This is a genomic window from Streptomyces hoynatensis (genome assembly GCF_003626535.1).
In the GTDB taxonomy this organism is placed as follows: domain Bacteria; phylum Actinomycetota; class Actinomycetes; order Streptomycetales; family Streptomycetaceae; genus Streptomyces; species Streptomyces hoynatensis.
In genome coordinates, this window is record NZ_RBAL01000001.1 from 68,533 (window position 1) to 92,068 (window position 23,536).

The following is a 23,536-nucleotide window of genomic DNA, read 5'->3' on the forward strand; positions in this document are numbered from 1 at the left end:
TCCCGCCATCGGTGCCCCCATCTGTGCCTTCGGTGCCGCCCGTCGGTGCTTGCGCGTCACGCGGGTCGACCGCGCGTTCCACGACGGCACGTGTCGCTGTGTCGCCGGGTCCGATGCGCGGCGGCGCACGGAAGTTCGCGAGGAGGGCGGGGAATGTGTCCCCGGCCCGGCCGCGCGGATCGGAGCGCCGTGGCAGGCCCCCTCACCGCGCGACGTCCAGGGAGGACAGGATGCGATCCGTTGCGTCGCTCCCGCCCGACTGCCTGATCTGCACGTACACCTGCGGCTCTTCGCCCTCCTCCGGCGCGAGGGCGGCCTCCGTGAGGGTCCCGCCCTCGCCCGGGCAGGAACTCCACCTGCGGACCGTGCCGCGCCAGTTCGCCCCCGCGTGCTCCCGGCTCCCGTCGTAGTGGCAGTCCTCGTGGGCCAAGGCGGCGACCTCGGCGGCCACGTCGCCGTCCTGCTCGCTGAGGCCGACGAAGAGGCCGTTGACGGGGGAGCCGAGGTCCTGCCAGGCGGAGAGGTCGTCCGCGATGGCGAAGCCCGGCTCCGTTCCTGCCGCGAGCCCGAGGGCCTCCGGGTCCCAGCCGGAGTCGCGCAGCTGACCCGCCCACTGCGCGGGCACCTCGGCGGAAACCCGTCCCGTGGCGTCCCGCACCAGGCGGGTGCCCCCGCCGCCGTCCTGGTGCCCCACCGCCCAGGCGGTGACCGTCCCCGCCGCCGCGGCGGCCAGGCCGGCCGCTGCGGCGGCGAGCAGCAGCGGCCGGGGGCGGCGCCTGGAGGCGGCCGCGGGCGGCGCGGGCCGGTCCGCGGGACCCTCCGCGAGCCGATCCGCGAGCCGGTCGAGTTCCCCGGCGAGGTCCTTCGCGGTGGGCCAGCGCCGCTCCCGGTCGGGTTCCATGGCGCGCAGCAGCGCCCGCTGTACGTCCTGGGGCAGTCCCGGCCGCAGTTCCGCGGGGCGAACGACCTTCCCGGGCGATCCCGGAACCGCGCCGGTGACCAGGTGGTAGCCGAGGGCGCCCAGGCTGTAGACGTCGGCCCTGGCGTCGATGCCCATGCCGGGTTCCGCCTGTTCCGGCGGCTGGTAGCCGGCGGAGCCCGCGGCCATGGTCAGGCCGGAGGCGTGGGCCAGGCTCTTGGCCAGGCCGAGGTCGGCAAGCAGCACCCGGTGGGGCCCGCCCTCCGCGTCCGGGGAGGTGCGCAGCAGCACGTTGGAGGGCTTGATGTCCCGGTGCACGATGCCGGCGGCGTGGAGGGCGGCCGCCCCGCGGGCGGCGCGGGCGGTCAGGCGCAGCGCCTCCGCAAGGGGCAGCGGCCCGTGCGCCAGCCGGTCTTCGAGGCTGCCCGCGTCGGCGTATTCCATGACGAAGTAGGGCCGTCCGTCGGGGAGTTCACCGATGTCGAAGACCTGGATCACCCGGTTGGAGTCGGCCTGCCGCAGCAGGCGTGCCTCGGCGAGGAAGCGTTCCCTGATGTCCAGCCGGTCGATCCAGTTCTCGGCCATCACCTTCACGGCGACCGGGGCCGCGAGCACCTCGTCGTGCGCGAGCCAGACGGTCCCGAAGGCGCCGGCCCCCAGGCGCCGGTCCACTCGGTAACGCCCGATCTGCTCGCCTCGCTCCATGTCACTATCATGCCGTCCGGACCCGAAGCCCCCGAAGGGAGTACCGGTGCAGCACCCCGCGCAGGCGCACACCGAGGAGTTGGCGCTGCGTGCGGCGCGGGGAGAGGCGGCGGCCCTGGACGCGCTGCTCGCGGCCATCGGGCCGGATGTCGTGCGGCGCTGCGGCAGGTTCCTGCCCTGCCGCGAGGACGCCGAGGAGGCGGCCCAGGACGTGCTGCTGACGGTGGCGCGGCACATCACCGCCTTCGAGGGCCGCAGCCGGTTCAGCACCTGGCTCTACACGGTGGTGGCCAACTGCTCCCGTCAGAAGTACCGCCAGCTGAAGCGCCGGGCCGCGGAACAGCCCGGCGTCATCGAGGACGCGCACCGCGTGGACCCGCGCACCACCAGCGTCATCGCCGGCTCCCGCATCGACCTGCTGGAGGCGCTGGAGCGGCTGGAGCGGGACCACCCCCACCTGGTCGCCCCGCTGGTCTACCGGGACATCTGCCAGCTCGACTACGCGGAGATCGCCGAACGGGTCGGCATTCCCCTGGGCACCCTCAAGTCCCGCCTGCACCAGGCCCGCAAGGAGATCAGGCCCTGGCTGGCGGAGACCGCCTGACCCCCAAGCCCTCCTTACGCCCCCACTTTCGCGCCCGCCCCCGGCGTACCGCGCGCGCCTCCGCGTCCGCACTTTCGCGCCCACCCCCGGCACACCGCGCGCGCCTCCGCGTCCCGTCGTTCCGGCGCCCCTCACGCTCGCGCATCCGTAACGCGCCACGCCCGCGCCCCGTCTCACGCCCCCGTACCCGCCACGCCACGCTCGCCTCCCGCGCCGCCGCGCCTTCGCGCCCCCGGCGCGCCTCCCCGGCCGTGCCCTCGCGGCGCGTCCGCGTGCCCCGGGGCCGGCACGCCCCCGCGCGGGCCCGAAGCCCGCTGCCCCGCTCGCCCCCGCGCGGCCGGCGCCCCGCGCGCCTCGGCACCGTTCCCCCATTGACTCCTTACGCCGTGGAGTTAGTATCTGCCGTGCGGAGATTGAACGCCGTTTAGTAAATGCACAGGGAAAGGTGCACACCATGGACATCGGAGTCTTCGGCGCCACGGGCGTCATCGGCGGGGCCGTCGTGGCGGAGGCGGAGGCGCGCGGCCATCGGGTCACGGCGTTCACGCGCAGCGCGGCCCGGTTCCCCGCCGAGCCGGGCGGGGTGGCGTGGCGGGTCGCCGACATCCTCGACCCGGAGTCCGTCGCGGCGGCCATCGAGGGCCTGGACCTCGTCGTCAACGCCATCAACGCCGGGGAGGACATACCGCAGCAGATCGCGAACGCGCAGGTGCTGCCCGCGGCGGCGCGCTCGTTGCTCGCCGCGCTGGAACGCCACGACTCCGTCCGGCCCATCCGGCTGCTCGTGGTCGGCGGGGGCGGCACCCTCGAACTGCGCCCCGGGGTGCGGCTGGTCGACGACGAGGAGGCCCTGCGCACCACCCTGACCGAGGTGCTCCGCGTTCCCCTGGAGTACCGGCAGGTGGTCCTGGCCCAGGCGGAGGCGCTCGACCTCTACCGCCTGTCCAACCGCCGCTGGACCTACGTCAGCCCCTCGACCGGCCGCATCAACTCCGGTGCGCGCACCGGCCGTTACCGCACGGGCGCCGACTCGGTGATCAGGGCAGGCGAGCTCACCGCGCAGGACCTGGCCGTGGCCCTGCTCGACGAGGCCGAGCTGCCCCGCCACGTGCAGCGCCGCTTCGCGGTCGCGGCGGCCTGACGCCCGCGCGGCCACCCCACGCCCCGGCGCGCGCGCCCGCGGTCCCGCCCCGCGCGCCGGCCCCGCGCGCCGGCCCCGCGCGCCCCGGTCCTGCCCCGCCGCGTCCCGCCCTGCCGCGTCCCGGCCCCCGGCGGGCAGCCGGGACGCGGCAGGGCGGTGGCCGGCTCAGGCCGTCACGAAGGTCGTCACGCTCTGGGCCGGAAGCTGGGCCGTGAAGCTGCCGTTCGACAGGCCGGGCCCGGTCTGCGAGGCGAGGTTACGGCTCGCGTCCGTCACCCAGGCGGACACCCGGGAGGCGCCGGTGCTCCCCAGGCTGAACTGCTGACTCACCGCGGAGGTCCCCTTGTTGAGGGCGACGATGACGATCTCCGAGCCGCCGCCCCGGAAGGCCGAGACGTAGACGTTCGACTGCGGGTTCGGCGTCGCGTCGACGCGCACGTGCCCCGGCCGCACGAACTTCGAGAAGTGCGCCAGGTTGGCCCCGCGCTTGCTGATCTGCCCGTCCTCCCGCATCGGGCCGTAGGAGCGCCGGATGTACCACCACACGTACGCCTGGAACCCGCCGTCCACCAGGGCGTGGTGGATGTGTTCCCCCACGTCGAGTGCCTGCGGCCAGAGGTCGGCCGAGTCGCTGCTGTTGGGGTGGTACACCTCGGTCATCCAGAGCTCCTTGCCGCCGCCCACCTGCTGGAAGAGCGGGTAGGGGAAGTTCTGGTACGGGGTGCCGTAGAGGTGGGCCCCGAGGATGTCCAGGTTGGCGAGCGCCTGGGCGTCGTTGAGGATCGGGTCCGAGAAGCTCTTCACGTACTGGAAGGACTCGGGGGCGATGACCCTGGTGCCGATCGAGCCGGCGTTCTCGCGCAGGAAGCGGACCATCTCCTGCGAGGTCCACCACGTCCAGTCGTGCGCGTAGTCGGGCTCGTTCTGCACCGAGATGGCGTACAGGTTCACGCCGTTGTCCCGCATGAACCCGTAAAAGTCGTTCAGGTGCTGCGCATAGGCGGCGTACATGTCGTACCTGAGCCGCCGCGCGTCGGTCTGGCTGCCGCGGACGAAGGTCTCGACCATGTTCGCGGGCGGGTTCCACGGCGAGGCGATGACGGCCGCGCCGTGCGCGACGGCGCTCTGGGCCGTCGCCACCTCACGGCTCCAGTTCGCCCGGTCCTCGTGCACGGGAATCCGCAGCACGGAAAGGCCGAGTTGGCCGTTTCCGTTGCCGAACGCGGTCTCCCGCTGGGCCGCGGTCAGATCGCTGATCCACAGGGTGTGGTTCATGCCGCCGAAGCCGCGGATGGTCTGGCGCTGCGCCGCGGGGTCGACGACCACGGCGGAGGCCGCGGCCTGGGCCCCGGAGGCGGCCACGGCCGGCGTCGCCGCCAGCAGGGGCAGGGCGCCCAGCGTGGCCAGAACGGACCTCCGGCGGGGCGATCCCGGCCCGGTGTCCTGCGCGTCGTTGCGAGGTGACGTCATGGCTCCTTCTCCCGAACGTTCTCGTGCCCGGTTTCCCGGCCTGGTGATGGGAGCGCTCCCATCTCGGCCCTGCCAAGGGGGTGTGCTGCCGCGGGCAAGGGGGGCGCCTTCGGGTGCGCCCGCTGGGGGCGCGGGAAGGCGGAAGGGCCGGCTGGGCGATGCGTCCCTGGTGCACGTGCTGAGGAGCTTGCGGAACGTGCCGAAGTGCGTGGGGGTGAGCGCGCTGTGGTGGGGGGGTGCGGGGTGGTGCGCGTTGTTCGGTATGGCGAACGCTGTCCGCCATGGTGGATGGCTGGCACGGTAACGGCCCCCGCTCTCCGGCGTCAATTCGTCCGGCGGAAGTCCTCCTCTGTTCCCGGGAGATCGCGGGGGCGCAGGGGCGGAAGCCCAGGTCGCGGCCGGAGTCGAGGCGCCGGCGCCGCGTTCATATACGTGATCATTGTTCTCCATGCTGACAAGCCGGGGGAGTGTCTGCTAAGACGACCGCATGTCTTTGAGTCGACGGGTGTTCATGGGCGCGGTTGCGGCGGGCGTGACGCTGGGGCCGCAGGTGGGAGAGGCCGCCGGGGCGGCGCGAAGTGACGGCGCGGCGGCCCTCGGCGCCGCCGCGCGGGACGACGACTACGACGGCTCGGCCCTGTGGCTGCGCTATGTCCCGATCGCCGACCCGCAGCTGCTCGGCCGGTACCGGCGGCAGATCAGCACCGTCCTCGTGGAGAACGCCGACCGGAACAGGTGCCACCGCCACACGCAGGACCTGCGCATGGCCCCGGGCTCGGCCGAGCGGCTGATGGACTCCACCCTGCAGGCGGCCCGTGAGGAGCTGGTCCGCGGGCTGAGCGGCCTGCTGGACCGCCGGATCCCGGCGCAGGACGGGCCCGGGCACGCCGTTCCCGACGGCGCCGTCGTGCTGGGGACCCGGGAGAGCTCGCAGGTCGTGCGGCGGCTGGTGCCGGCCGGCGAGCTGGCGCGCGTGGGCGAGGACGGCTTCCTCATCCGGTCGGTCTCCCAGGGGCGGCGCGCCTTCACCGTGATCGCGGGCAACACCGATGTGGGGGCGCTGTACGGCGCGTTCGCGTTCCTGCGGCGCCTGCAGACGCACCGGCCGATCACCGGCCTTTCCCTCGCCGAGTCGCCCAGGATCGCGAACCGGCACCTGAACTACTGGGACACCGAGCGCCTGTACGCGGGCAACAACGCCTCGGGGACCGGCGGGCTGAACGGCGAGAACGGCGCGCTCTTCAACTTCGCGGCCACCGGCGAGAGCGCCGCGCGGAACCTCCCGGTCATCCTCGACCGTTACCTGGTGGCGGCCCGCGCGCTGGCCTCCGTGGGCATCACCGGCATCACCATCAACAACGTCAACGCGGACAACGCCTACCTCACGCCCGAGTACATCGAGCAGGAGGCCGCGCTGGCCGACGCGCTGCGGCCGTACGGGATCAGGCTCGCCCTGTCCATCAGGTATGCGGCGCCGACGGATCAGCGGTTCGCGCCGGACACGCTGACGGATGAGCAGATGGCCCCCGTCGACCCGGCCTTCCAGGAGTGGTGGAGCCGGAAGGCACGGCAGATCCAGGAGGCCATACCGGACTTCGTCGGCTTCACGGTGAAGGCCAACTCCGAGGGCCAGCCCGGGCCGCAGGACTTCGGCTACGACCACGGCGACGGCGCCAACGGCATGGCGACCGCGGTGGCGCCCCTGGGCCTGCGGATCTACTGGCGCACCTTCGTCTACAACGCCGACGTGGACCGGGACCGGTTGAAGCGGGCCTACCTGGAGTTCGGGCCCATCGACGACGAGCCGCAGCCCGACGGGACGCGCGGCCGTTTCCTGGACAACGTGTTCCTCCAGACGAAGAACGGCCCGCTGGACTACCAGGCCAGGGAGCCCATCCACCCGATGTTCGGCCGGATGGAGAACACCAACCAGGCGCTGGAGCTGCAGATCACCCAGGAGTACACCGGCCAGAACCGGATGCTGTGCTTCCTGGCCCCGATGTGGGAGGAGGTGCTGAAGACCGACACGTACGCCACGGACGGCGACGGCCGGCTGCTGGAGCGCCGCCTGGTCGGCCACATCGTGGACGGAACGGCCCAGCACCACGCGGACACCGCCATCGTCGGCGTGGCCAACCTGGGGAACGCGGACAACCTGACCGGGCACCACTTCTCCCAGGCCAACCTGTACGCCTTCGGCCGCCAGGCGTGGGACTGGACGCTGGACTCCGCGGACATCGCCGAGGACTGGGTCCGGATGACCTGGGGCAACGGCCGCGGGCTCGTGTCGGCCCTGGTCGCGATGATGATGGGCTCCTGGGAGGCGCTGGTGAGTTACCAGACGCCGCTGGGGGTGGCGCACCAGTTCCGGTCGAGCGACCACTACGGCCCCGCCCCCTCGGAGGTCCTCGCGCGCGAGGACTGGAGCCCCGTCTACTACAACCAGGCGGACGCCACCGGCCTCGGCTTCGATCGTTCCCCCACCGGAAGCGACCTGACCGCCCAGTACTTCCCCACCCTGGCGGCGCGGTACGGGGACATCGACTCCGTTCCCGAGGAGCTGCTGATGTGGTTCCACCACGTGCCGTGGGACCGCCCGATGCCCAGCGGCAGGATCTTCTGGGACGAGCTGGTCCACCGCTACTACGCGGGCGTCCGGTACGTCGGCGAGATGCGGCGGACCTGGGACTCGCTGGAGTCCCAGGTCGACGCCCGCCGTTTCGCCGAGGTCAAGGCCAAGCTGGCGCTCCACGAGGCGGACGCGGCCGACTGGCGGGACACCTGCGTGAGCTACTGGCAGCAGTTCAGCGGCCGGGAGATCCGGGCGACGGACTGACCCCGACGGCCGCCCGGCCTCGCCCCCCACGCCGCGGCTGGGGGGCGGGCCGGCCGGTCACCAGTGGGCGAGGGCGGGGGCGCTGGGCCCCTGCCGCCGCCAGGCCGCGGTGAGGCGGCCGAGGCGGGCCGGGGCGGCGAAGCCCTGAACTGCCGCGATCCTGCCCCCTTCGATCCCGAGGTCGATCTCGAAGGCCACCGCGCCGACGACCCGGTCGCCGAGCACGGCGAGCGCGCCGGGGGAGCCGTTGAGCAGCGCGAAGTGGAACGCCGGATCGCCGCCGAGGAACCGCCTCTTCGCCGCGGTGGGCTTGAATCCGGCCCGCACGAGGGCGGCGACGCGCGCGGACGACTCGTAGCGCAGCAGGCTCCTGGCCAGCCCGGCGCCGTCCGAGAGCGCGGTCGCGTCGTCGGTGAGCAGCGCCACCAGCCGCTCGGTGCGGCCCGAGGCGGCGGCGGCGAGGAATTCCGCGACGATCCGGCGGGCGGCTGCGGGGTCGGCCTCGCCGCCGCGGCGCGCGGCGGCGACCCGGCGGCGGGCCCGGTGCACGTGCTGCTGGCTGGCGGACTCGGTGATGCCGAGGAGCGCGGCGATCTCGGCGTGGCGGTAGGCGAAGGCCTCCCGCAGGACGAAGGCGGCCCGCTCGACGGGGGACAGCCGCTCCAGCAGGATGAGTACGGCCAGGGACACCGATTCGCGCTGCTCGGCGGTGTCGGCCGGGCCGAGCATGGGGTCCCCCTGGAGCAGCGGCTCGGGCAGCCAGGCGCCGGCGGCCCGTTCGTGGCGCGCCCTGGCCGAACGCAGCCGGTCGAGGCACAGGTGGGTGACCACCTTGGTCAGCCACGCCTCCGGCGCCTCGATCAGCCGCCGGTCGGCGGCCTGCCAGCGCAGGAACGCGTCCTGCACCGCGTCCTCCGCGTCGGCGGCCGAGCCGAGCAGCCGGTACGCGAGCGCGGCCAGCCGGTCCCGGCCGGCCTCGAAGCGAGCGGTGGCGAGGGGGTCCACGGCGTCCATAGTGCCCATGGTGTCCAGGGTCCAGGGTCCAGGGGTCCAGGGGTCCAGGGGGTCCATAGTGCCCGGCGCATCCGGGGTGTTCGGGGGTCCGGGGGTCCGGGGGATCCAGGGGTGCGGGGTGTCCGGGCCGGCCGGGGTCCAGGGTGTCCGGGCTGGGGCCAGGGGGCCAGGGGGCCAGGGGGTCCGGGTGTCCCTCGGCCTAGGCGGCGGCCTCCTCGGCGGGCCTTGCGCCCGCGTGCCGGGCGGGCGGGGCGGGGGCTTCGGCCAGGCGGCGCCTGCGGGTGGGCCGGCCGAAGGTCGGGTGCGCCACCCCCCACAGCGAGCCGGCGAGGATGCCCGCCTTGAGGCGCGCGGCCGGCCGGCCACCCAGGTACCAGGACCTGGCCCGCGCCTGGCCGTCGACCAGCTGGAAGATCGCGTCCCGCCGCCCGAGGCTGATGTGGTTGCCGACGTACACCAGCGAGGTCCGGGAGATCTTCCGGCCGGTCAGGCGCCCCACGATCGCGTCGGTCGCCTGCATGGCGGTGAAGCCGGCCGAGGCGCAGGACATCGGCAGCGGGCGGCCCGCCGTGCCGATCGCGTAGACGCTGTCCCCGGCGGCGTAGACGTTCGGGTGCGAGACGGACCGCATGGTGCCGTCGACGAGGATCTGCCCGGTTTCGGCGACCGCGAGGCCGCCGTCGGCCGCGAGCGGGGCGACGGCGAAGCCGGCCGCCCACACGGTCGCCTCGCTGGGGAAGCGGGTGCCGTCGGCGGCGAGGGCACCGGTCGCCTCGACGGCCTGGACGGGGGAGTGGCGGTGGACGGTGATGCCCAGCCGGTCGAAGGCGCGGTCCAGGTGGCGGCGGGCCCGGGGGGAGAGCCAGGCCCCCGGCTCGCCGCGGGCGGCCAGCGCCACCGAGAGGCCGGGCCGCGACTCGGCGATCTCGGCGGCGGTCTCGATGCCGGTCAGGCCCTCGCCGACGACCAGCACCCTGCCGCCCTCGCCGAGGCCCTCCAGGCGGGCCCGCAGCCGCAGCGCCGAGGGCCGGCCGGCGACGTCGAAGGCGTGCTCGGCCACGCCGGGGACCTCGCGCCGGCCGGCGGAGCTGCCGAGCGCGTACAGGAGCGTGTCGTAGGGGAGGTGCTCCTCGCCCGCCGCGTCCCGCACGGCGACCGTCCCGCGTTCCGGGTCGAGGGCGGTGACCCGGGCCAGGCGCAGCCGCACCCCGGTGCCGGCGAACACGTCGGCGAGCCGGGTCGTCTTCAGCCGCTGTCCCGTGGCGAGTTGGTGGAGGCGCAGCCGCTCGACGAAGTCGGGCTCCGCGTTGACGAGGGTGATCTCCGCCTGGGCGGGGGAGAGGCGGCGGGCCAGGTTCCCGGCGGCGTAGGCCCCGGCGTATCCGGCGCCGAGGACGAGGATGCGGTGCTTCACGGGAGGCTCCTCTCTCTGGGTTTCTCTGGGTTTCTCTGGGCTCTCCGGTGCGCGTTGCCTCTTGAACGAGAGGGCGCCGCCCGGTCTGACAGGCGCCGCTGTGAGCCCGGTCACAGCCGCGGTCTTTCCCGCGGCTCCTCGCGGGGCCACGCTCCTGGGTGCGGAAGTTCGGAAGGTGTTCCGCGCGGCGTCGCCCGGGCTCCGGGGTGCGCACAGGAGCGGCGGCGAGGGTCCAGGCGGAAAGGCGATCAGAGGAGGACTGCCATGGGTGTGTCACGCCGAGAGGTGCTGGGCGCGGCGGGTGCCGCGGGGCTGCTGGCGGCCGGGGGCGCGGTCAACGCGGCCGGAGCCGTGGCGGAGGACAGGTCCGCGCCCCGGCCGCTGATCGGCCGGGCGACCGGCGACCGGCTGCACGTCATGACGTTCAACATCCGCTACGACGCGCACGCCGCGCCGGGCACCGACGACTCCTGGACCGACCGGCGCCCGGTGCTCGCCGAACTCCTCGGGCTGGAGCGGCCCACGGTGCTCGGCGTCCAGGAGGCGCTGTACGGCCAGGTCAAGCAGGTGCACGCGGACCTGCCCGCGGCCTACGACTGGATCGGCCTCGGCCGGGAGGGCGGCGGCCGCGGCGAGTACATGTCGATCTACTTCGACACCCACCGCGTGGAACCGCTCGACTACGACCACTTCTGGCTCTCGGAAACCCCGAACGTGATCGGTTCGGCGTCGTGGGGGAACACGGTGGTCCGCATGGTGACCTGGGTGCGGTTCCGCGACCTGCGCACCGGCAGGGAGTTCGTGCACGTCAACACGCACTTCGACCACCAGTCGGAGAACGCGCGGCAGCGCAGCGCGGCCCTGGTGCGGGAGCGGATCGCCGGCTTCGGCCCGGCCCTGCCGGTCGTGCTGACGGGTGACTTCAACACCCCGGCGGTCACCTCGGACTCCTACCGCATCCTCGTCACCGAGGGCGGGCTGACGGACGTCTGGCAGGCCGGGCGGCAGCTGACCCCGGAGTGGGGCACGTTCCCCGCCTACGGCGAGCCGGTGCTGCACGCGAACCGCATCGACTGGATTCTGGCCAACGGAAACGTCGAGGTGCTCGACGTGGCGATCAACACCTACCGCAAGGACGGCCGTTACCCCTCCGACCACGTGCCGGTACAGGCCCTGGTCCGGCTCGCCGGCTGAGCCGGGAGCCGCCGCGGGCACCCGGGGCCGCGGGCCGCGCCGCGCGGGTGCCCGCGGTTGGCCGCCCGGGGTGCCGCGGGTCGCGCCGGGTGCCGCTGCCGCTGGGGCGCGCCGGGTGCCCGCGGTTCCCCGCCCGGGGGGCCGCCGTTCGGGCCGGGTGCCCGCGGGTCGCCGCCCGGGGGGCCGCCGGGCGAGCCGGGGCGGGCAGGGCTTCCCCGGCACCCCTGCCGAGGCTTCCCCCCTACGGTCGCGCTCGACGCCTCATGGCCTGCGCCGCGATGCGGCCCGGGCCGAGGAGGAGAGCGCGACGAAGGAGGACACCCCTGTGAGGCAAATCCGCTTGTCCCGATTCCCAGGGCGGGGACGTGGCCGGCTGCGCGTGGCAGCCGCCCTCCTCGCCGTGGGCGCAACCTCGCTGGTGGCGCCGGTGGCCGCGCGGGCGCAGGCCGGTGATGTGCAGCTGACGCCGGGTGCGGGTGCGGTGTCGGCGAGTACGAGTGACGGGAATGTGCCGGGGAACGTGGTGGACGACGACTACTCCACCCGCTGGTCGGGGGAGGGGGACGGCGCCTGGCTGCAGTTGGATCTGGGGTCGGTGGTGACGGTCAGCCACATCAAGCTGGCGGTGTACCAGGGCACCTCGCGGCGCAATGTGTTCGAGTTGCAGTACTGGGACGGTGCGCGCTGGGTCACCGTGGTCGACGGGGAGAGCGCCGGGAACACGACGGGGCTTGAGTCCTTCGACTTCACGCCCGTGCAGACCTCCAAGGTCCGCTACGTCGGGCACGGTTACGAGGGGGACGGCGCGGGCGACTGGAACAGCCTGACCGAGGTCGAGGTCTGGGGCACCCGCGACGGCGACGGCGACGGGGATGGCGACGGGGACGGGGACGGGGACGGCGGGGCCGAGTTGCCCTCCGACGTGCTGGACCTGAGCGACTGGAAGCTGACCCTGCCCATCGGCGACGACGAGGAGCCCACCGAGATCTACCAGCCCGAACTCGACGGCTACTCCCACGAGGAGTACTTCACGGTCAACGAGACGGGGGACGCGGTGCGGTTCCGGGCGCCGGTGAACGGGGTCACCACCGGCGGCTCCAGCAACCCGCGCTCCGAGCTGCGGGAGATGGAGGAGGGCGGCGCGGACGAGATCGCCTGGCCGGCGGACGAGGGAACGCACCGGCTGACGCTCACCGAGGCGTTCACGCACCTGCCCGAGGGGCGGCCCTACGTGGTGGGGGCGCAGATCCACGGCGAGGACGACGACGTGACCGCGCTGCGGCTGGAGGGCTCGGAGCTGTGGATCACCGATGACGACACCACGCACCACCACCTGATCACCGACGACTACGAGCTGGGCACGTTCTTCGAGTTCTCGTACGTGGTCAGTGACGGGCAGATCGAGATGTACTACAACGGCGAGCTGGAGACGACGCTGGACTACTCCGGCTCCGGCAACTACTTCAAGGCCGGCGCCTACACGCAGGCCAACTGCGGCAACACCGACCCCTGCAGCGACGACAACTACGGCGAGACCGAGATCTCCGCCCTCAGCGTCAGCCACGGCGACGGAAGCGGGGACGGGGACGGGACCGGCGACGGCGACGGGGACGGCGACGGGGACGGCGACGGGGGGAGTGACCCGACGCAGGCCGCCGACCGGTACGGCTGGGGCACGCCGCTGCCGATCTCGGACGAGTTCGACTACACCGGGCCGGTCGACCCCGACAAGTGGGCGGTGCCCAGCGGTGACGTCGGCGGCACGGAAGGCTGCTGGGAGGGGCACGCCGGCAACGGCCGCAGGTGCGCGGCCAACAGCAGCGTCGCGAACGGCATCCTCAGCATGGTCGGCGAGGAGAACGGCGACACCGGCTGGCTGCGGCAGGAGAGCGAGCAGCGGTACGGCCGGTGGGAGATCAGGTCCCGCTCGCGGAACACCGGGGACAGCGGCGAGCTCTACCACGTGCTGCACCTGATCTGGCCCACCGAGGGCAACCGGCTGGAGAACGGCGAGTACGACTGGGTCGAGAACTCCGACCCGGAAGGCCAGTGCCTCGCCGCGTGGCTGCACTACCCGCAGAGCCCGTCCGACGACAAGGAACACCAGGAGTACTGCCCGCTCGACGTGACCGAGTGGCACAACTACGCCTTCGAATGGACGCCGGACGGGGTGGCCGGCTACGTCGACGGCGTGGAGTGGTTCCGGATGGAGGACGGCGCCGACGACGGCCGCGGCGACATCCAGGACATGCCCTCGGGGCACCTCAACATCCAGCTGGACAACTTCACCGGCGAGAGCGGCCTGCGCCCCGCCGTCCTGGAGGTCGACTGGGTCAGGAACTACGCCATCTGAGAACCCCCGCCGGGGCGGCAGGGCGCGGCGCAGGCCGCCCGCCCGGCCCGCCGCCCGGCCGCGACGGCCCGCCGGATTCCCGGCGGGCCGTTCCGCGTCGCGGATGCGTCGGCGCACGTCCCCGCCCGGCCCGTTGCCCGAGCCCTTTCCCGTCGCGTTGCCGAACCCTTCGCCGTGCCGTGGCCCCTCTCACCACCCCTGCCCTTCACCGGATATCCCAAGGGGTCACCGATTCTTCTCTCTGTCTTCACTCGGGCTTTTCCCCCGAACCTTTCCCTATTCTTCCCCGGCTCCTTCCCTCGGCTTTCCGAAGCTCTCCTGTGCTTTCCTCGGCATTCTTTCGGCATCTTCTCCGGCGACTGTTCCCGACGGGGAGGCGTCACCGGGCGCAACCTGCAACGCTGGACGAGCGTGACCATGTCCGAGGACGCTCGAAGCGGCGCCGAGGGAGGAAGGACGGCAATGGAGGCGTTATATCCGCAGGACCCGTCGGCCATCGGCCCCCACCGGCTGCTGGCGCGGCTGGGCGAGGGCGGAATGGGGCGCGTTTTCCTGGGCCGTTCGCCCAGCGGGCGGATGGTTGCGATCAAGGTCCTGCACAGCGAGCTGGCGCGGGACCTCCACTTCAGGCGGCGGTTCCGCGCGGAGGCCGAGGCGGCCCGGCGGGTCAGCGCCATGTGGACGGCGCCCCTCCTGGACGCCGACCTCGACTCGGCCGTCCCCTGGATCGCCACGGCGTACGTGCCGGGTTCCTCGCTGCGTGAGGTGGTGGACGCCTGGCACGGGCCGCTGCCGGAACACTCGGTGTGGGCGCTGGCGTACGGCCTGTCGAGCGCGCTGACGGCGATCCACGGCAACGGGCTGATCCACCGGGACCTGAAGCCCTCGAACGTGATGGTGACCCTGGACGGCCCCAAGGTCATCGACTTCGGCATCGCGCGGGCCGTCGACGCCGCCGCGCTGACGCGGACCGGCGGCATGGTCGGCTCCCCCGGGTACATGCCACCCGAGCAGATCAGGGGGGAGCGGGTCGCGGGCGCGGCGGACGTGTTCGCGCTGGGCGCGGTCCTGGCGTACGCCGCCACCGGCATGTCCCCGTTCTCCTGGGACGGGGCGCAGCCCCCCACGGTGATGTACCGGGTGCTGAACGACCCGCCCCACCTGGGGCCAGAGGACGGGCCGCTGACGGGGGACCTGCGGACCATCGTGCTCCACTGCCTGGCCAAGGACCCGGCCCAGCGGCTTGACCCGGCCGAACTCGGGCCCTTCGCCAAGCGGCGGGCCGGCAGCGTCTACTGGCTGCCGTCCGAACTCACGGCCCGGCTGGGGCAGGTGGCGGCGAACCTGCTCGCCTTCGACGGCCCCGAGGCCGATCGGCCGCCCTCCTCCTGGGGCCCGCGCCCGCCCTCGGCCTGGGACCCGCCCTCCCCTGCCTCCCCTTCGCCCGCCTCGCCCCCCGCCGGATCGCCCCCGTTCCTCTCTCCCGTGCCCGCCTCGCCCGAGTCGGCCCCGCCCGCGTCCGTGCCCCCTGCCGCCGCCTCGCCCGCCTCCGCGTCGCCCGAGCCGCCGGTGCGTCACAACCAGACCACGTACGACTCGGGACACGCCCCCTGGGCCGCCGGGAACTCGCCGGCGCCCACGCCCGCCGCGGCTCCCGCCGGTCCCCCGCTGCCCGGCTCGCAGGCACCGTCCTGGACGCTCCCCACGCCGGCCCCGGCTCCGCCCGCCGCGCGGTGGGGCCGCGGGCGTTACGCGCTGGCGGGGGTGTCCGGGGCGGTGGCGCTCACCCTCGGGGCCTGGCTGATCGTCGCGAACGTGGGGGGCGAGAACGGCGAGGCGCAGGGGCAGCAGCCCTCGGCCGGCTCCGCCCCCCTGGAGGTGCGGGAGGCGGGCGAGCTCATCGTGCACGCGGGCATCAAGGACGACCCCCCGATCATCTTCGCGGAGGACGAGACCGGGGAACTGGCCGGCTTCGAGGTGGACCTCGCCGAGGCGATCGGGCGGCAACTGGGCGTCCCCGTCGTGTTCGACCAGTCCGACGACGGGGACACCGCCGCCCAGGCCGCCGTCCGCGAGGGCCGCGAGTCGGCCAACCACATCGCGGTGGGCAGTTTCGTGGACAACGAGCGCGAACGGGAGACGCTGGGCGTCGACTTCGTCAACCACTTCGTCGACGGCTGGGCCGTGGTGAGCGAGGACCCGGAACGCTCCGGGGACCTCGACGACCTGTGCGGCCTCCGGATCGCCGTCTACCAGGACAGTGAGACCGAGGAGTCGGTGCGCAGGCACACCGAGGACTGCGCGGGGAACACCGAGATCCTGCCGAGCGCCACCAAGGACGACATGGCCGAGGCGGTCAGGGAGGGCAGGGCCGACGTGGTGGTGATGCTGTACACGCAGGCGGCGTACTACATCGCCGAGGAGGCCACCTGGCTCAGCATCAGCTTCGCCGGGGAGAACCAGGGCTCCCGGGGCATCGCGGTGCCCTCCGGCCAGCCGGAACTGCGGGAGGCCGTCCACGACGCGCTCGGCGAGCTGATGACGGACGGCACCTACGCGGACCTGACGAGGCGCTGGCACATCGAGGAGGCCGCCCTCAGCCACCCGGACGTCAACCGCGGCACGTGAACCCTCCGGGAGCCGCCCCCACCCACCCTCGGCCGGCCGCCTCCCGCCCGCCCGCTCCGCGCGCGCCGCTTGCCTCCCGCGCGCCGCCCATCGGCCGGACGACGCGGTCGGTCCGCGGTCGGGGTGGTGCGGGCGTGGTGGGGGGCGCGGCCGGGTTGGGCGGTGCGGCCGGGCCCGGTGGTGCGGGCGAGGCCGGGGTGGCGCGGGCGGGTCGGAGCGGTGCGGGCGTGGTGGGGGTGGCGCGGCCGGGCCGGGCGGTGCGGGCCGTGGCTCGGGCGGTCAGGTTGTCCCGCGTGGTTGGGTTGTTCCCGCGCGGCCAAGTGTCCGCGCCGCGTGGCGGACCCGTGGCGTGGCGGACCGTGCGTGGGGGCGCGTGGCGTGGCGGCGCGGTCGGCCTCCGCCCTGAGCGGCGCGGATGGCACGTGCGAATGCGCCGGCCCGGCAGGCGCGTTCCCGAGGCGGCGGGCTCGCCGAGCGGGCAGCGCGCGCGGCGGCTACGTGCTCGCGCCGGGCGGCTACGCGCCCGCGCGGCCAGCGGCCACGGCCGCCAGTCGCCCTCGCGCGGCGGACGTGCGTGCGCGGCGACGATGCGCCCGCGCGGCAACGCCACCCGCACGCGGCGGGCACGCTCGCGCGGTAGCGTCGCGCTCGCCGGGCAACCTCACTCCCCCAGCAGACCCAGGTCCGACTTGAGCAGCGTGGTGCTGACGATCAGCTCCATGATCAGGTTGTGGTTGAGGGTGTTGCCGACCGGCGGCGGAACCTCCTCCTCCAGCAGGCCAGGCACCGAACGGCTCAGCCGCTTGCGCACGTTCGTGACGATGTGGGCCGCCCGGCGTTCCCCCCACCGCTCCTGCGGCCGCAACTCGCTCAGCTCCGCGGCCACTTGGGCCCAGGTCAGCGGCTGCGGATACGGCTCGTTGCGCAGGTAACGCTGCCCGAGACACACCAGCACCAGCTTCTCGACCGGGCTCAGCGGCCACACCTGGGGCCCCCGCGTCGCGGCCTCGTGCTCCACTCCGGCGGACGCCGAGGGGGAGGGGGCGGCGATCCGCACCTCCAGCAGGTGCTCCTGCCGCGGGCCGAGGATGAACAACGGCGTGTAACCCGTGGGCAGGTCGGCCAGGTCCCCGCTGAGCACGAGCCGCGAGGGGGAGAGCCGGATCGGCAGCCGGCCCAGGTTGTGCAGCACCCAGCGCGTGTCCTCGCGCACGAAGTGCCCGTGCTGCCGGCTGACGTGCGGGTCCTCCGCGCCGACACACACGTGGACATCGGGCTCGCTGCGTCCGAAGACCAGCCGGAACCCGGCGTCAGGCGCGACGCTCATGCCACCGTTCACGCCCAGGACGAACAGCGTCCCGGGCCGGACGGACGCCGGGAGCGGGCGCGTCAGACTGCCGAAGTCCCTCGGCAGGAGGTTCACCTTGCTCGACGAGCCGGACATCGGTGGCGTCACCGCCCATCCCTTCTCCCTGCGTCACCCCGAGATTACCTCCGGTCGCCTCCACCGGGAGAGTGCCCGCAACCGGCGCACAACCGGCCGAAGCCCCCGGCAACCCCGACCCAACTCTCTACGCCACCCCTACCCGGCCCCCGGCACCCCCGTCACACCGGCCGAAAACCCCATCGGCCCCCGCCTCCCCGGTGCCTACACTCCTCGCCATGAACGTCCGTGAGGTCAGCCCGCTCGACACCACCTGGGAACAGGACCACGCCCGCTACCGGGTCTACTTCTGGGACGTGGCGGCCATGGCGTCCGACGAGTACGAGGTCCTGGGAGAGGTCGACGTCGAGGAGGTCCTGGCCTGGGCGTCCCGGTACGCGGCCGAACGCGGCTGGTCGTACACCGTCTACGCCCTCGCCCTCGACAACGGGCGCCCGGGCCTCATCCGCCTCGCGGGCGTCCTCGGCGACCCGTTCGCCTGACGACTCCCGGAAACTTTCCCCGTCCCGTCCCCGGCGCCGCCCGGGCGACCGCTCCTCAGAGGGCCCGGGCGATCACCCGCACCATCTCCCGCAGGGCCGAGCGGTCCAGCTGCGGGTGCAACAGGCACATCCGCAGCGAGAACCGGCCGTTGACGGGGGCGCCGCCGAGCCGGAGGGCGCCGGTGGCGTTGACCCTGCGCAGCAGGTCGCGGTTGGCCCGATCGCCGCCGTGCCGCAGCCGGAACGTCACGATGCTCAGATCCGGAACGGGGCCCGCCCGCAGCGCGGGATGGGCGCCGAGCGCGCGGTGCGCTTCCGCGGCGAGGTCGAGCATGCGGTCCAGCACCTCCCGGAACGCCCGCAACCCGTGCAGATGCAGCGGCAGCCACAGCCGCAACGCGCGGCTCTCACGCGACAGTTCCGGCCCCAGATCGCTGTAGGTGGGCAGGTCGCCGCCGCCGGAGACCTCCGCCATGCAGTCCGCCTCCAGCGCGAACGCCCGGCGCAGCGTGGCCGCGTCGCGAACCAGCAGGACCCCCGCGCCGAACGGCGCGAACAGGCTCTTGTGCGCATCCACACACAACGAGTCCGCCTGCTCGATGCCCGCGAGCCTGCGCCGCCCGCGCTCCGTGAGCCGGAAACCGCCCCCGTACGCGGCGTCGACGTGCAGCCACAGCCCCTCCCGCCGGGCGAGTGCGGCAAGCTCCGGCAGCGGATCGACGGTGCCGGAGACGGCCGTGCCGGCGTTGGCCAGCAACAGGAACGGGGTCCGTCCCGCGCGGCGATCCGCCTCGATCAGGCGGGAGGCCGCCGCCGGGTCCATCCGCAGGTCGCCCGTCGTGGGAACGGTACGCAGGCAGGACGGCGGCAGCCCCGCGACGCGCAGCGCCCTCCTCGCCACCTCGTGCGTGTGCACGGTGGTGTACGCCGTGGCGCGGGCGGTGGCCTCGCCCAAGCGGTCCTCCCGCGCCGCGACCACCGCGGTGAGGGTCGACAGCGAGGCGCCGGTCTGCAGGGTGCCGATCGCGCCCGCCGGCAGGCCGAACACCCCACACAGCCAGCGCAGCAGCCCGTCCTCCAACGCGATCATGGCGGGGCTGAGGTCCGGGATGGCGGTCACCCGGTTGAACCCGGCCGCCAGCAAGGCGCCGACCGCCGAGGCCGGCAACCCCGCGCTGGGAATGTAGGCGAGGTGCCGCGGCGAACCCGTCTCCTCACCCGCCCCCACGGCCCGGCCCAGCAGGTCGAGCAGCCGCTCGCCGTCGCCTGGCTCCTCGCCCGGCGGCGCCGCCAGCCGTTCCGCCAACCCCCGCGCCGACTCGGCCCGACCGGGCGCCAGCCCCGGAACCTCCCGCCAGTAGGCCGCCAGCCGCCGCGCCGCCTCCTCCACCAGCCCGGGGGCCGCGAGACGCGCCACCGCGGCCGGGTCATCCCCCGGGCCCACCGGTGGGACCGCACCGCCGAAGGAACTCACATCAGGCACACCGTTCACACCGGTGTCCTACGTCACTCCGGCACCCGAACGCGGAGCCCGGCCGTGCGTTCAGCCGAACGAGTCGGCAACGCGGTCGCGTTGACCGGCCCGCCCCCGCGCCGGCCTCTTCCGCTCACCCCTCTCCTTTCCCTCCTCCTCGCTTTTCCCGCCCGCGGCAGGGCGGCCCCCTACACCCCCGCCCACCCGCGGCCCGCATCCCGGACCAGCAGCGCCGCCTGCACCCGGTTCTCGCAGGCCAACTTGGCGAGGACGCGGCTCACATACGTCTTGATCGTCGTCTCGCTCATGTGCAGCCGCCGCCCGATGTCCGCGTTCGACAGGCCCTCGGCCACCAACCGCACCACATCCGCCTCGCGTGCCGTCAGCGCCTCCAGGCGGGCGAGCGCCTCACGACGGCGGGGCAGCGCGTCCGGGGCCACGACACCGAGGATGACGCGCGTCACCGCCGGGGAGAGGAACGCCTCGCCGCCGTGCGCGGCCCGCACGGCCCGGATCAGCTCCTCCGGGGTGCAGTTCTTCAGCACGAACCCGGCCGCGCCGCCGTGCAACGCCCGCAGCACATTGGGCTCCGCGCCGAACGCCGTCAGCACCACCGTCCGCACCTCGGGGGCGCGGCGCCGCAACTCCTCCACGGCCGACAGCCCGTCCAGCACCGGCATGGATATGTCGACCAGCGCCACGTCCGGACGGCACCGCATCACCTCCTCCAGTACAGCTCCACCATCGGCCGCCTCCGCGACCACCTCGATGTCCCCCGCCGACTCCAGCACCGTGCGGATGCCCGCGACGATCAACGGCTCGTCGTCGGCCACCAGCACGCCGATCACCAGCGCACCCCGAACAGCAGGCTCGCCGGCAGCGCCCCGAACGCCGCCACCGCCATCGCCACCTCCAGCCAGCCGCGGCGCCTCACGGGACGGGCCACCGCGGCCCCCGCCGGCAACATGGCGAACAACCGGAACTCCCCCTCCTCCGTCAGGCCGTGGTCGACGAAGCCGCCCGCCGCGCGCGCCCGTTCGCCCAGGCCGGCCAGCCCGTGCCCGCCGCGGGGCCCGTCCCCCGGCGGCCCGGCCGCCGGATTGGCCACGGTGAGCAGCAGGGCGTCCGGCTCCCACGCCATCCTGACCACCACCGGCCTGCCGGGCGCGTGCTTCGCGGCGTTCGTCAGCCCCTCCTCCACCACGCGGTACGCCGCCTCCCCCGAGGCCGGCGGCAGCTCCACCGGCGCGCCCTCCCGCCGCAGGCTCACCTCCACCCCGGACGCCCGGAACTCCCCGATCAGCCGCTCGACCGCCGCCACCCCGCCGGGCTCGGGTATGCCGGCCTCACCCCCGCGCAACGAGCCGACCAGGCCGTGCAACTCGGTCATGGCCCCGCGCGCCGCCTCGGCGAGGTGCCGCGTGGACTCCCGCTCCCGCGGCGGCAGCCGGCCGGAAACCTCAAGGGCGGCGGCCTGCACCGACACCAGGCTCAGCCTGCGGCCCAGCGAGTCGTGCACGTCGCGGGCTATTCGCAGCCGCTCCCGCAGCCGCTCCCGCTCGGCCAGCAGGCGACGCTCCGCCAGCAGCGAGTCGACCAGCCGGCGATGCTCGGCCAGATAACGGCCGGCCAGCAGCGGCAGCGCCGTGAAGACGAGGGAGGACCACACCAGATGGGGAAGCACGCGCGGCTCGGCGACGTGCAGCACCGCCTGGACGGCAAGACCACCGGCCGCCGCGGCCACCACGAACGCCGCGGCGGCCCGCGAGGCGAGGGCGTACCCGGCGCGATAGCCCGTCCACAGCAGCAGCACATAGGCCGCCCCCGTCGCCGGGGCGAGCACCAGCGCGGCCGCGGCGAAGGCGGCGCAGGCGCTGCGCCGTTCGACCGCGGCGACCAGCGCCCCGGCGAGCGCGAAGCCGGGCAGCGCCCAGGCGGGCAGGCCGGGGTGCGCGGCGGCCAGAATCGCGGTGTCCGCCGCCACCACCATGGCTGCCGTCGGCGGCCTGAGCTTCACTGATGAGTACATACCTGGAAGCGTACGGTCACCGCCTCCGCCCGGGCTATCCACTTTCGTCTCCTTCACCGGCTACTTTCGGAGACTGTGCCCGGCCCGCTCGCCTCCCTAGCGTGTGCAGGGTGATCGAAGTACGGGATCTGACCAAGACATACCCGGGCGGCAGCAGGGAGGCCGTCGCCGGGCTCTCCTTCACGGCGCGGCCCGGGCGGGTGACGGGCTTCCTCGGGCCGAACGGCGCGGGCAAGACCACGACGCTGCGCCTCCTCCTCGGTCTGACCCGGCCGACGGCGGGGGAGGCCCTGATCGACGGGTGCCCCTACGCCCGCCTGAAGGAGCCCCTGCGGCGGGTGGGGGCGCTGCTCGAGTCGGGCGGCGCGCACCCCGGGCGCAGCGCGCGCGACCACCTGCGCTGGCTGGCCCGCACCCACGGGATCTCCGCGGCCCGGGTCGCGCAGGTGCTGCGGCTGGCCGGCCTGGCGGAGGTGGCGGACCGGCGCGTGGCGGGCTTCTCCCTGGGCATGCGGCAACGCCTCGGCCTCGCCGCCGCATTGCTCGGCGACCCCCCGGTGCTGCTGCTGGACGAGCCGGGCAACGGCCTGGACGCGGCAGGGCTGCGCAGCCTCCGCGAGACGCTGCGCAAGCTGGCGGCCGAGGGCCGGACGGTGCTGGTCTCCAGCCACCTGATGGCCGAGATGGCGCTCACCGCCGACCAGCTGGTCGTGATCGCCCGCGGCCGGCTGCTCGCCGACGCCTCCGTGCGGGAGTTCACCGGGGCGAAGGGCCCCGGCGCGCTCGAGGAGGCGTTCCTGCGGCTGACGGGAGGCGAGTAGCCGATGCCCGAGTGCCCCGTCTCGAAGGTTGCCGGGGAGGTGGCCGCGCGCGGCGCGCCGGGCCTGATCGGCGCCGAGCTCCTCAAGCTGCGCACCCTGCGCTCGACGTGGTGGGCCCTGGCCGCCACGCTGCTCACCGGCGTGGGCTTCGGCCTGCTCGCCGGCCTCAGCCACCGCAACGCCTACCCCGGCATGACGCCCGAGCAGCGGGCCGCCGACGACCCGCTCTTCTACTCGCTCTACGGCCTGACCCTCGCCCAGCTCGCCCTCGCCGTCTTCGGCGTGTTCGCGGTGGGCGGCGAGTTCTCCACCGGCACCATACGCACCTCGCTGCTGGCGGTTCCGCGGCGCGGGCGCCTCTTCGCCGCCAAGATGACCGCCATCGCCGTGCCCGCCTGCGTCGTCTCGCTCCTCACGGTCCTGACCACCTACGCCGCGGCCCAGGCGACCCTCGGCCCCCACGCTGCCTCCCCGGACGAGGGCCGCACGCTGCGCGCGATAGCCGCCGGCTGGCTGTACCTGACCCTCATCTGCCTTTTCGCCGCGGGGCTTTCCGCCCTGATGCGCGGCACGTCCCGGGCGCTCGCCGTCCTCCTGCCGTTGCTGTTCCTCGGCTCGCAGGGCCTGGGCAACGTCCCGGTGGCGCGCACGGTCCTCCAGTACCTGCCGGACCAGGCAGGCATGGTGGCCATGCACCTCGCCGACGAGGTGCGCGACCCGGCCTTCGCCCGCGACTACGGCCCGGACACGGCTCTGGTCCTGGTGGTCCTGTGGACCCTGGCCGCCCTCCTCGCCGGCTACCTCACCCTCCGACGCGCGGACGCGGAGTAGGCGCGGAGTCGGCCCGACAGAGGAGGGAGAAGAGACCGGACGCGCGCGACGGAGACATCCGAGGTCGCGGATGAGATCGGGCCGCAGCGGCATGGGGCAGTCCTCGGCCTTCTGCCCCAGCCGCCCGGCCGAGAACGGCCACGGCTGCGCGGCCACGGCTGCGCGGCAATGGCAACC

Annotated in this window: 17 protein-coding genes; 9 read left to right on the plus strand and 8 right to left on the minus strand. The window is 74.3% G+C overall.

What is annotated here, in order from left to right; genetic code table 11:
• Positions 1 to 202 precede the first annotated feature (202 nt).
• Positions 203 to 1,624 carry a serine/threonine-protein kinase gene (locus D7294_RS00245; RefSeq protein ID WP_120674152.1) on the minus strand — a complete coding sequence of 474 codons (1,422 nt, stop codon included), beginning with the start codon at positions 1,622 to 1,624 and terminating at the stop codon, positions 203 to 205.
• On the opposite strand from D7294_RS00245, the gene D7294_RS00250 reads away from it, so the two are divergent.
• Both D7294_RS00250 and D7294_RS00255 read left to right on the plus strand, forming a co-directional pair.
• Positions 1,623 to 2,228, plus strand: coding sequence for an RNA polymerase sigma factor (locus tag D7294_RS00250; RefSeq protein WP_120674154.1), 606 nt, complete (start codon positions 1,623 to 1,625; stop codon positions 2,226 to 2,228). The genes D7294_RS00245 and D7294_RS00250 overlap by 2 nt on opposite strands.
• 454 nt (positions 2,229 to 2,682) lie before the next feature.
• The gene (locus tag D7294_RS00255; protein ID WP_120674156.1) at positions 2,683 to 3,369 is read left to right on the plus strand and encodes an NAD(P)-dependent oxidoreductase; all 687 of its coding nucleotides are present in this window, start codon (positions 2,683 to 2,685) and stop codon (positions 3,367 to 3,369) included.
• Positions 3,370 to 3,534: 165 nt separating this feature from the next.
• Here the strand turns inward: D7294_RS00255 and xynC are convergent, their stop codons facing one another.
• On the minus strand, positions 3,535 to 4,839 hold the full coding sequence (gene xynC, locus D7294_RS00260; RefSeq protein ID WP_120674158.1) for a glucuronoarabinoxylan endo-1,4-beta-xylanase XynC: 1,305 nt from the start codon (positions 4,837 to 4,839) through the stop codon (positions 3,535 to 3,537).
• 487 nt (positions 4,840 to 5,326) lie between these two features.
• Between xynC and D7294_RS00265 the strand changes: the two genes are divergently transcribed.
• On the plus strand, positions 5,327 to 7,675 hold the full coding sequence (locus D7294_RS00265; RefSeq protein ID WP_241561997.1) for an alpha-glucuronidase family glycosyl hydrolase: 2,349 nt from the start codon (positions 5,327 to 5,329) through the stop codon (positions 7,673 to 7,675).
• Positions 7,676 to 7,732: 57 nt separating this feature from the next.
• On the opposite strand, the gene D7294_RS00270 is transcribed toward D7294_RS00265, so the two are convergent.
• Together D7294_RS00270 and D7294_RS00275 are read right to left on the minus strand one after the other, a co-directional pair.
• Positions 7,733 to 8,689 carry a sigma-70 family RNA polymerase sigma factor gene (locus D7294_RS00270; RefSeq protein ID WP_422070644.1) on the minus strand — a complete coding sequence of 319 codons (957 nt, stop codon included), beginning with the start codon at positions 8,687 to 8,689 and terminating at the stop codon, positions 7,733 to 7,735.
• 199 nt (positions 8,690 to 8,888) lie between these two features.
• Positions 8,889 to 10,103, minus strand: coding sequence for an NAD(P)/FAD-dependent oxidoreductase (locus tag D7294_RS00275; RefSeq protein ID WP_120674160.1), 1,215 nt, complete (start codon positions 10,101 to 10,103; stop codon positions 8,889 to 8,891).
• 264 nt (positions 10,104 to 10,367) lie between these two features.
• Here D7294_RS00275 and D7294_RS00280 point away from each other — a divergent pair, with 264 nt between their 5' ends.
• The 3 genes from D7294_RS00280 to D7294_RS33585 all read left to right on the plus strand — a co-directional run bounded on the left by D7294_RS00280 (position 10,368) and on the right by D7294_RS33585 (position 16,278).
• Complete coding sequence (locus D7294_RS00280; protein ID WP_120674162.1) at positions 10,368 to 11,297, plus strand: endonuclease/exonuclease/phosphatase family protein; 930 nt, start codon at positions 10,368 to 10,370, stop codon at positions 11,295 to 11,297.
• A 379-nt stretch (positions 11,298 to 11,676) separates the two neighbouring features.
• Entirely contained in the window at positions 11,677 to 13,650 is a 1,974-nt protein-coding gene (locus tag D7294_RS00285; RefSeq protein WP_120674164.1) for a polysaccharide lyase family 7 protein, read from the plus strand.
• A 462-nt stretch (positions 13,651 to 14,112) separates the two neighbouring features.
• Complete coding sequence (locus tag D7294_RS33585) at positions 14,113 to 16,278, plus strand: protein kinase domain-containing protein (RefSeq protein WP_158674541.1); 2,166 nt, start codon at positions 14,113 to 14,115, stop codon at positions 16,276 to 16,278.
• Between the two features lie 661 nt (positions 16,279 to 16,939).
• Here D7294_RS33585 and D7294_RS00295 read toward each other — a convergent pair.
• Entirely contained in the window at positions 16,940 to 17,734 is a 795-nt protein-coding gene (locus D7294_RS00295; RefSeq protein WP_241561998.1) for an FHA domain-containing protein, read from the minus strand.
• Positions 17,735 to 17,940: 206 nt separating this feature from the next.
• Between D7294_RS00295 and D7294_RS00300 the strand changes: the two genes are divergently transcribed.
• Positions 17,941 to 18,204: a hypothetical protein gene (locus D7294_RS00300; RefSeq protein WP_120674169.1), complete on the plus strand. Its 264-nt coding sequence runs from the start codon at positions 17,941 to 17,943 to the stop codon at positions 18,202 to 18,204.
• A 55-nt stretch (positions 18,205 to 18,259) separates the two neighbouring features.
• Here D7294_RS00300 and D7294_RS00305 read toward each other — a convergent pair whose 3' ends face one another.
• From D7294_RS00305 to D7294_RS00315, 3 genes are all read right to left on the minus strand, one after another.
• Positions 18,260 to 19,621: a pyridoxal phosphate-dependent decarboxylase family protein gene (locus tag D7294_RS00305; protein WP_120674171.1), complete on the minus strand. Its 1,362-nt coding sequence runs from the start codon at positions 19,619 to 19,621 to the stop codon at positions 18,260 to 18,262.
• A 245-nt stretch (positions 19,622 to 19,866) separates the two neighbouring features.
• The gene (locus D7294_RS00310; protein ID WP_120675190.1) at positions 19,867 to 20,526 is read right to left on the minus strand and encodes a response regulator; all 660 of its coding nucleotides are present in this window, start codon (positions 20,524 to 20,526) and stop codon (positions 19,867 to 19,869) included.
• Positions 20,523 to 21,707, minus strand: coding sequence for a sensor histidine kinase (locus D7294_RS00315; RefSeq protein ID WP_120674173.1), 1,185 nt, complete (start codon positions 21,705 to 21,707; stop codon positions 20,523 to 20,525). Before D7294_RS00315 ends, D7294_RS00310 begins: the two co-directional genes overlap by 4 nt.
• Before the next feature lie 110 nt (positions 21,708 to 21,817).
• Between D7294_RS00315 and D7294_RS00320 the strand changes: the two genes are divergently transcribed.
• Positions 21,818 to 22,528, plus strand: a complete 711-nt coding sequence (locus tag D7294_RS00320; RefSeq protein WP_174248233.1) for an ATP-binding cassette domain-containing protein — start codon at positions 21,818 to 21,820, stop codon at positions 22,526 to 22,528.
• A gap of 3 nt (positions 22,529 to 22,531) precedes the next feature.
• Positions 22,532 to 23,359 carry an ABC transporter permease gene (locus tag D7294_RS00325; protein ID WP_120674175.1) on the plus strand — a complete coding sequence of 276 codons (828 nt, stop codon included), beginning with the start codon at positions 22,532 to 22,534 and terminating at the stop codon, positions 23,357 to 23,359.
• Positions 23,360 to 23,536: the final 177 nt, after the last annotated feature.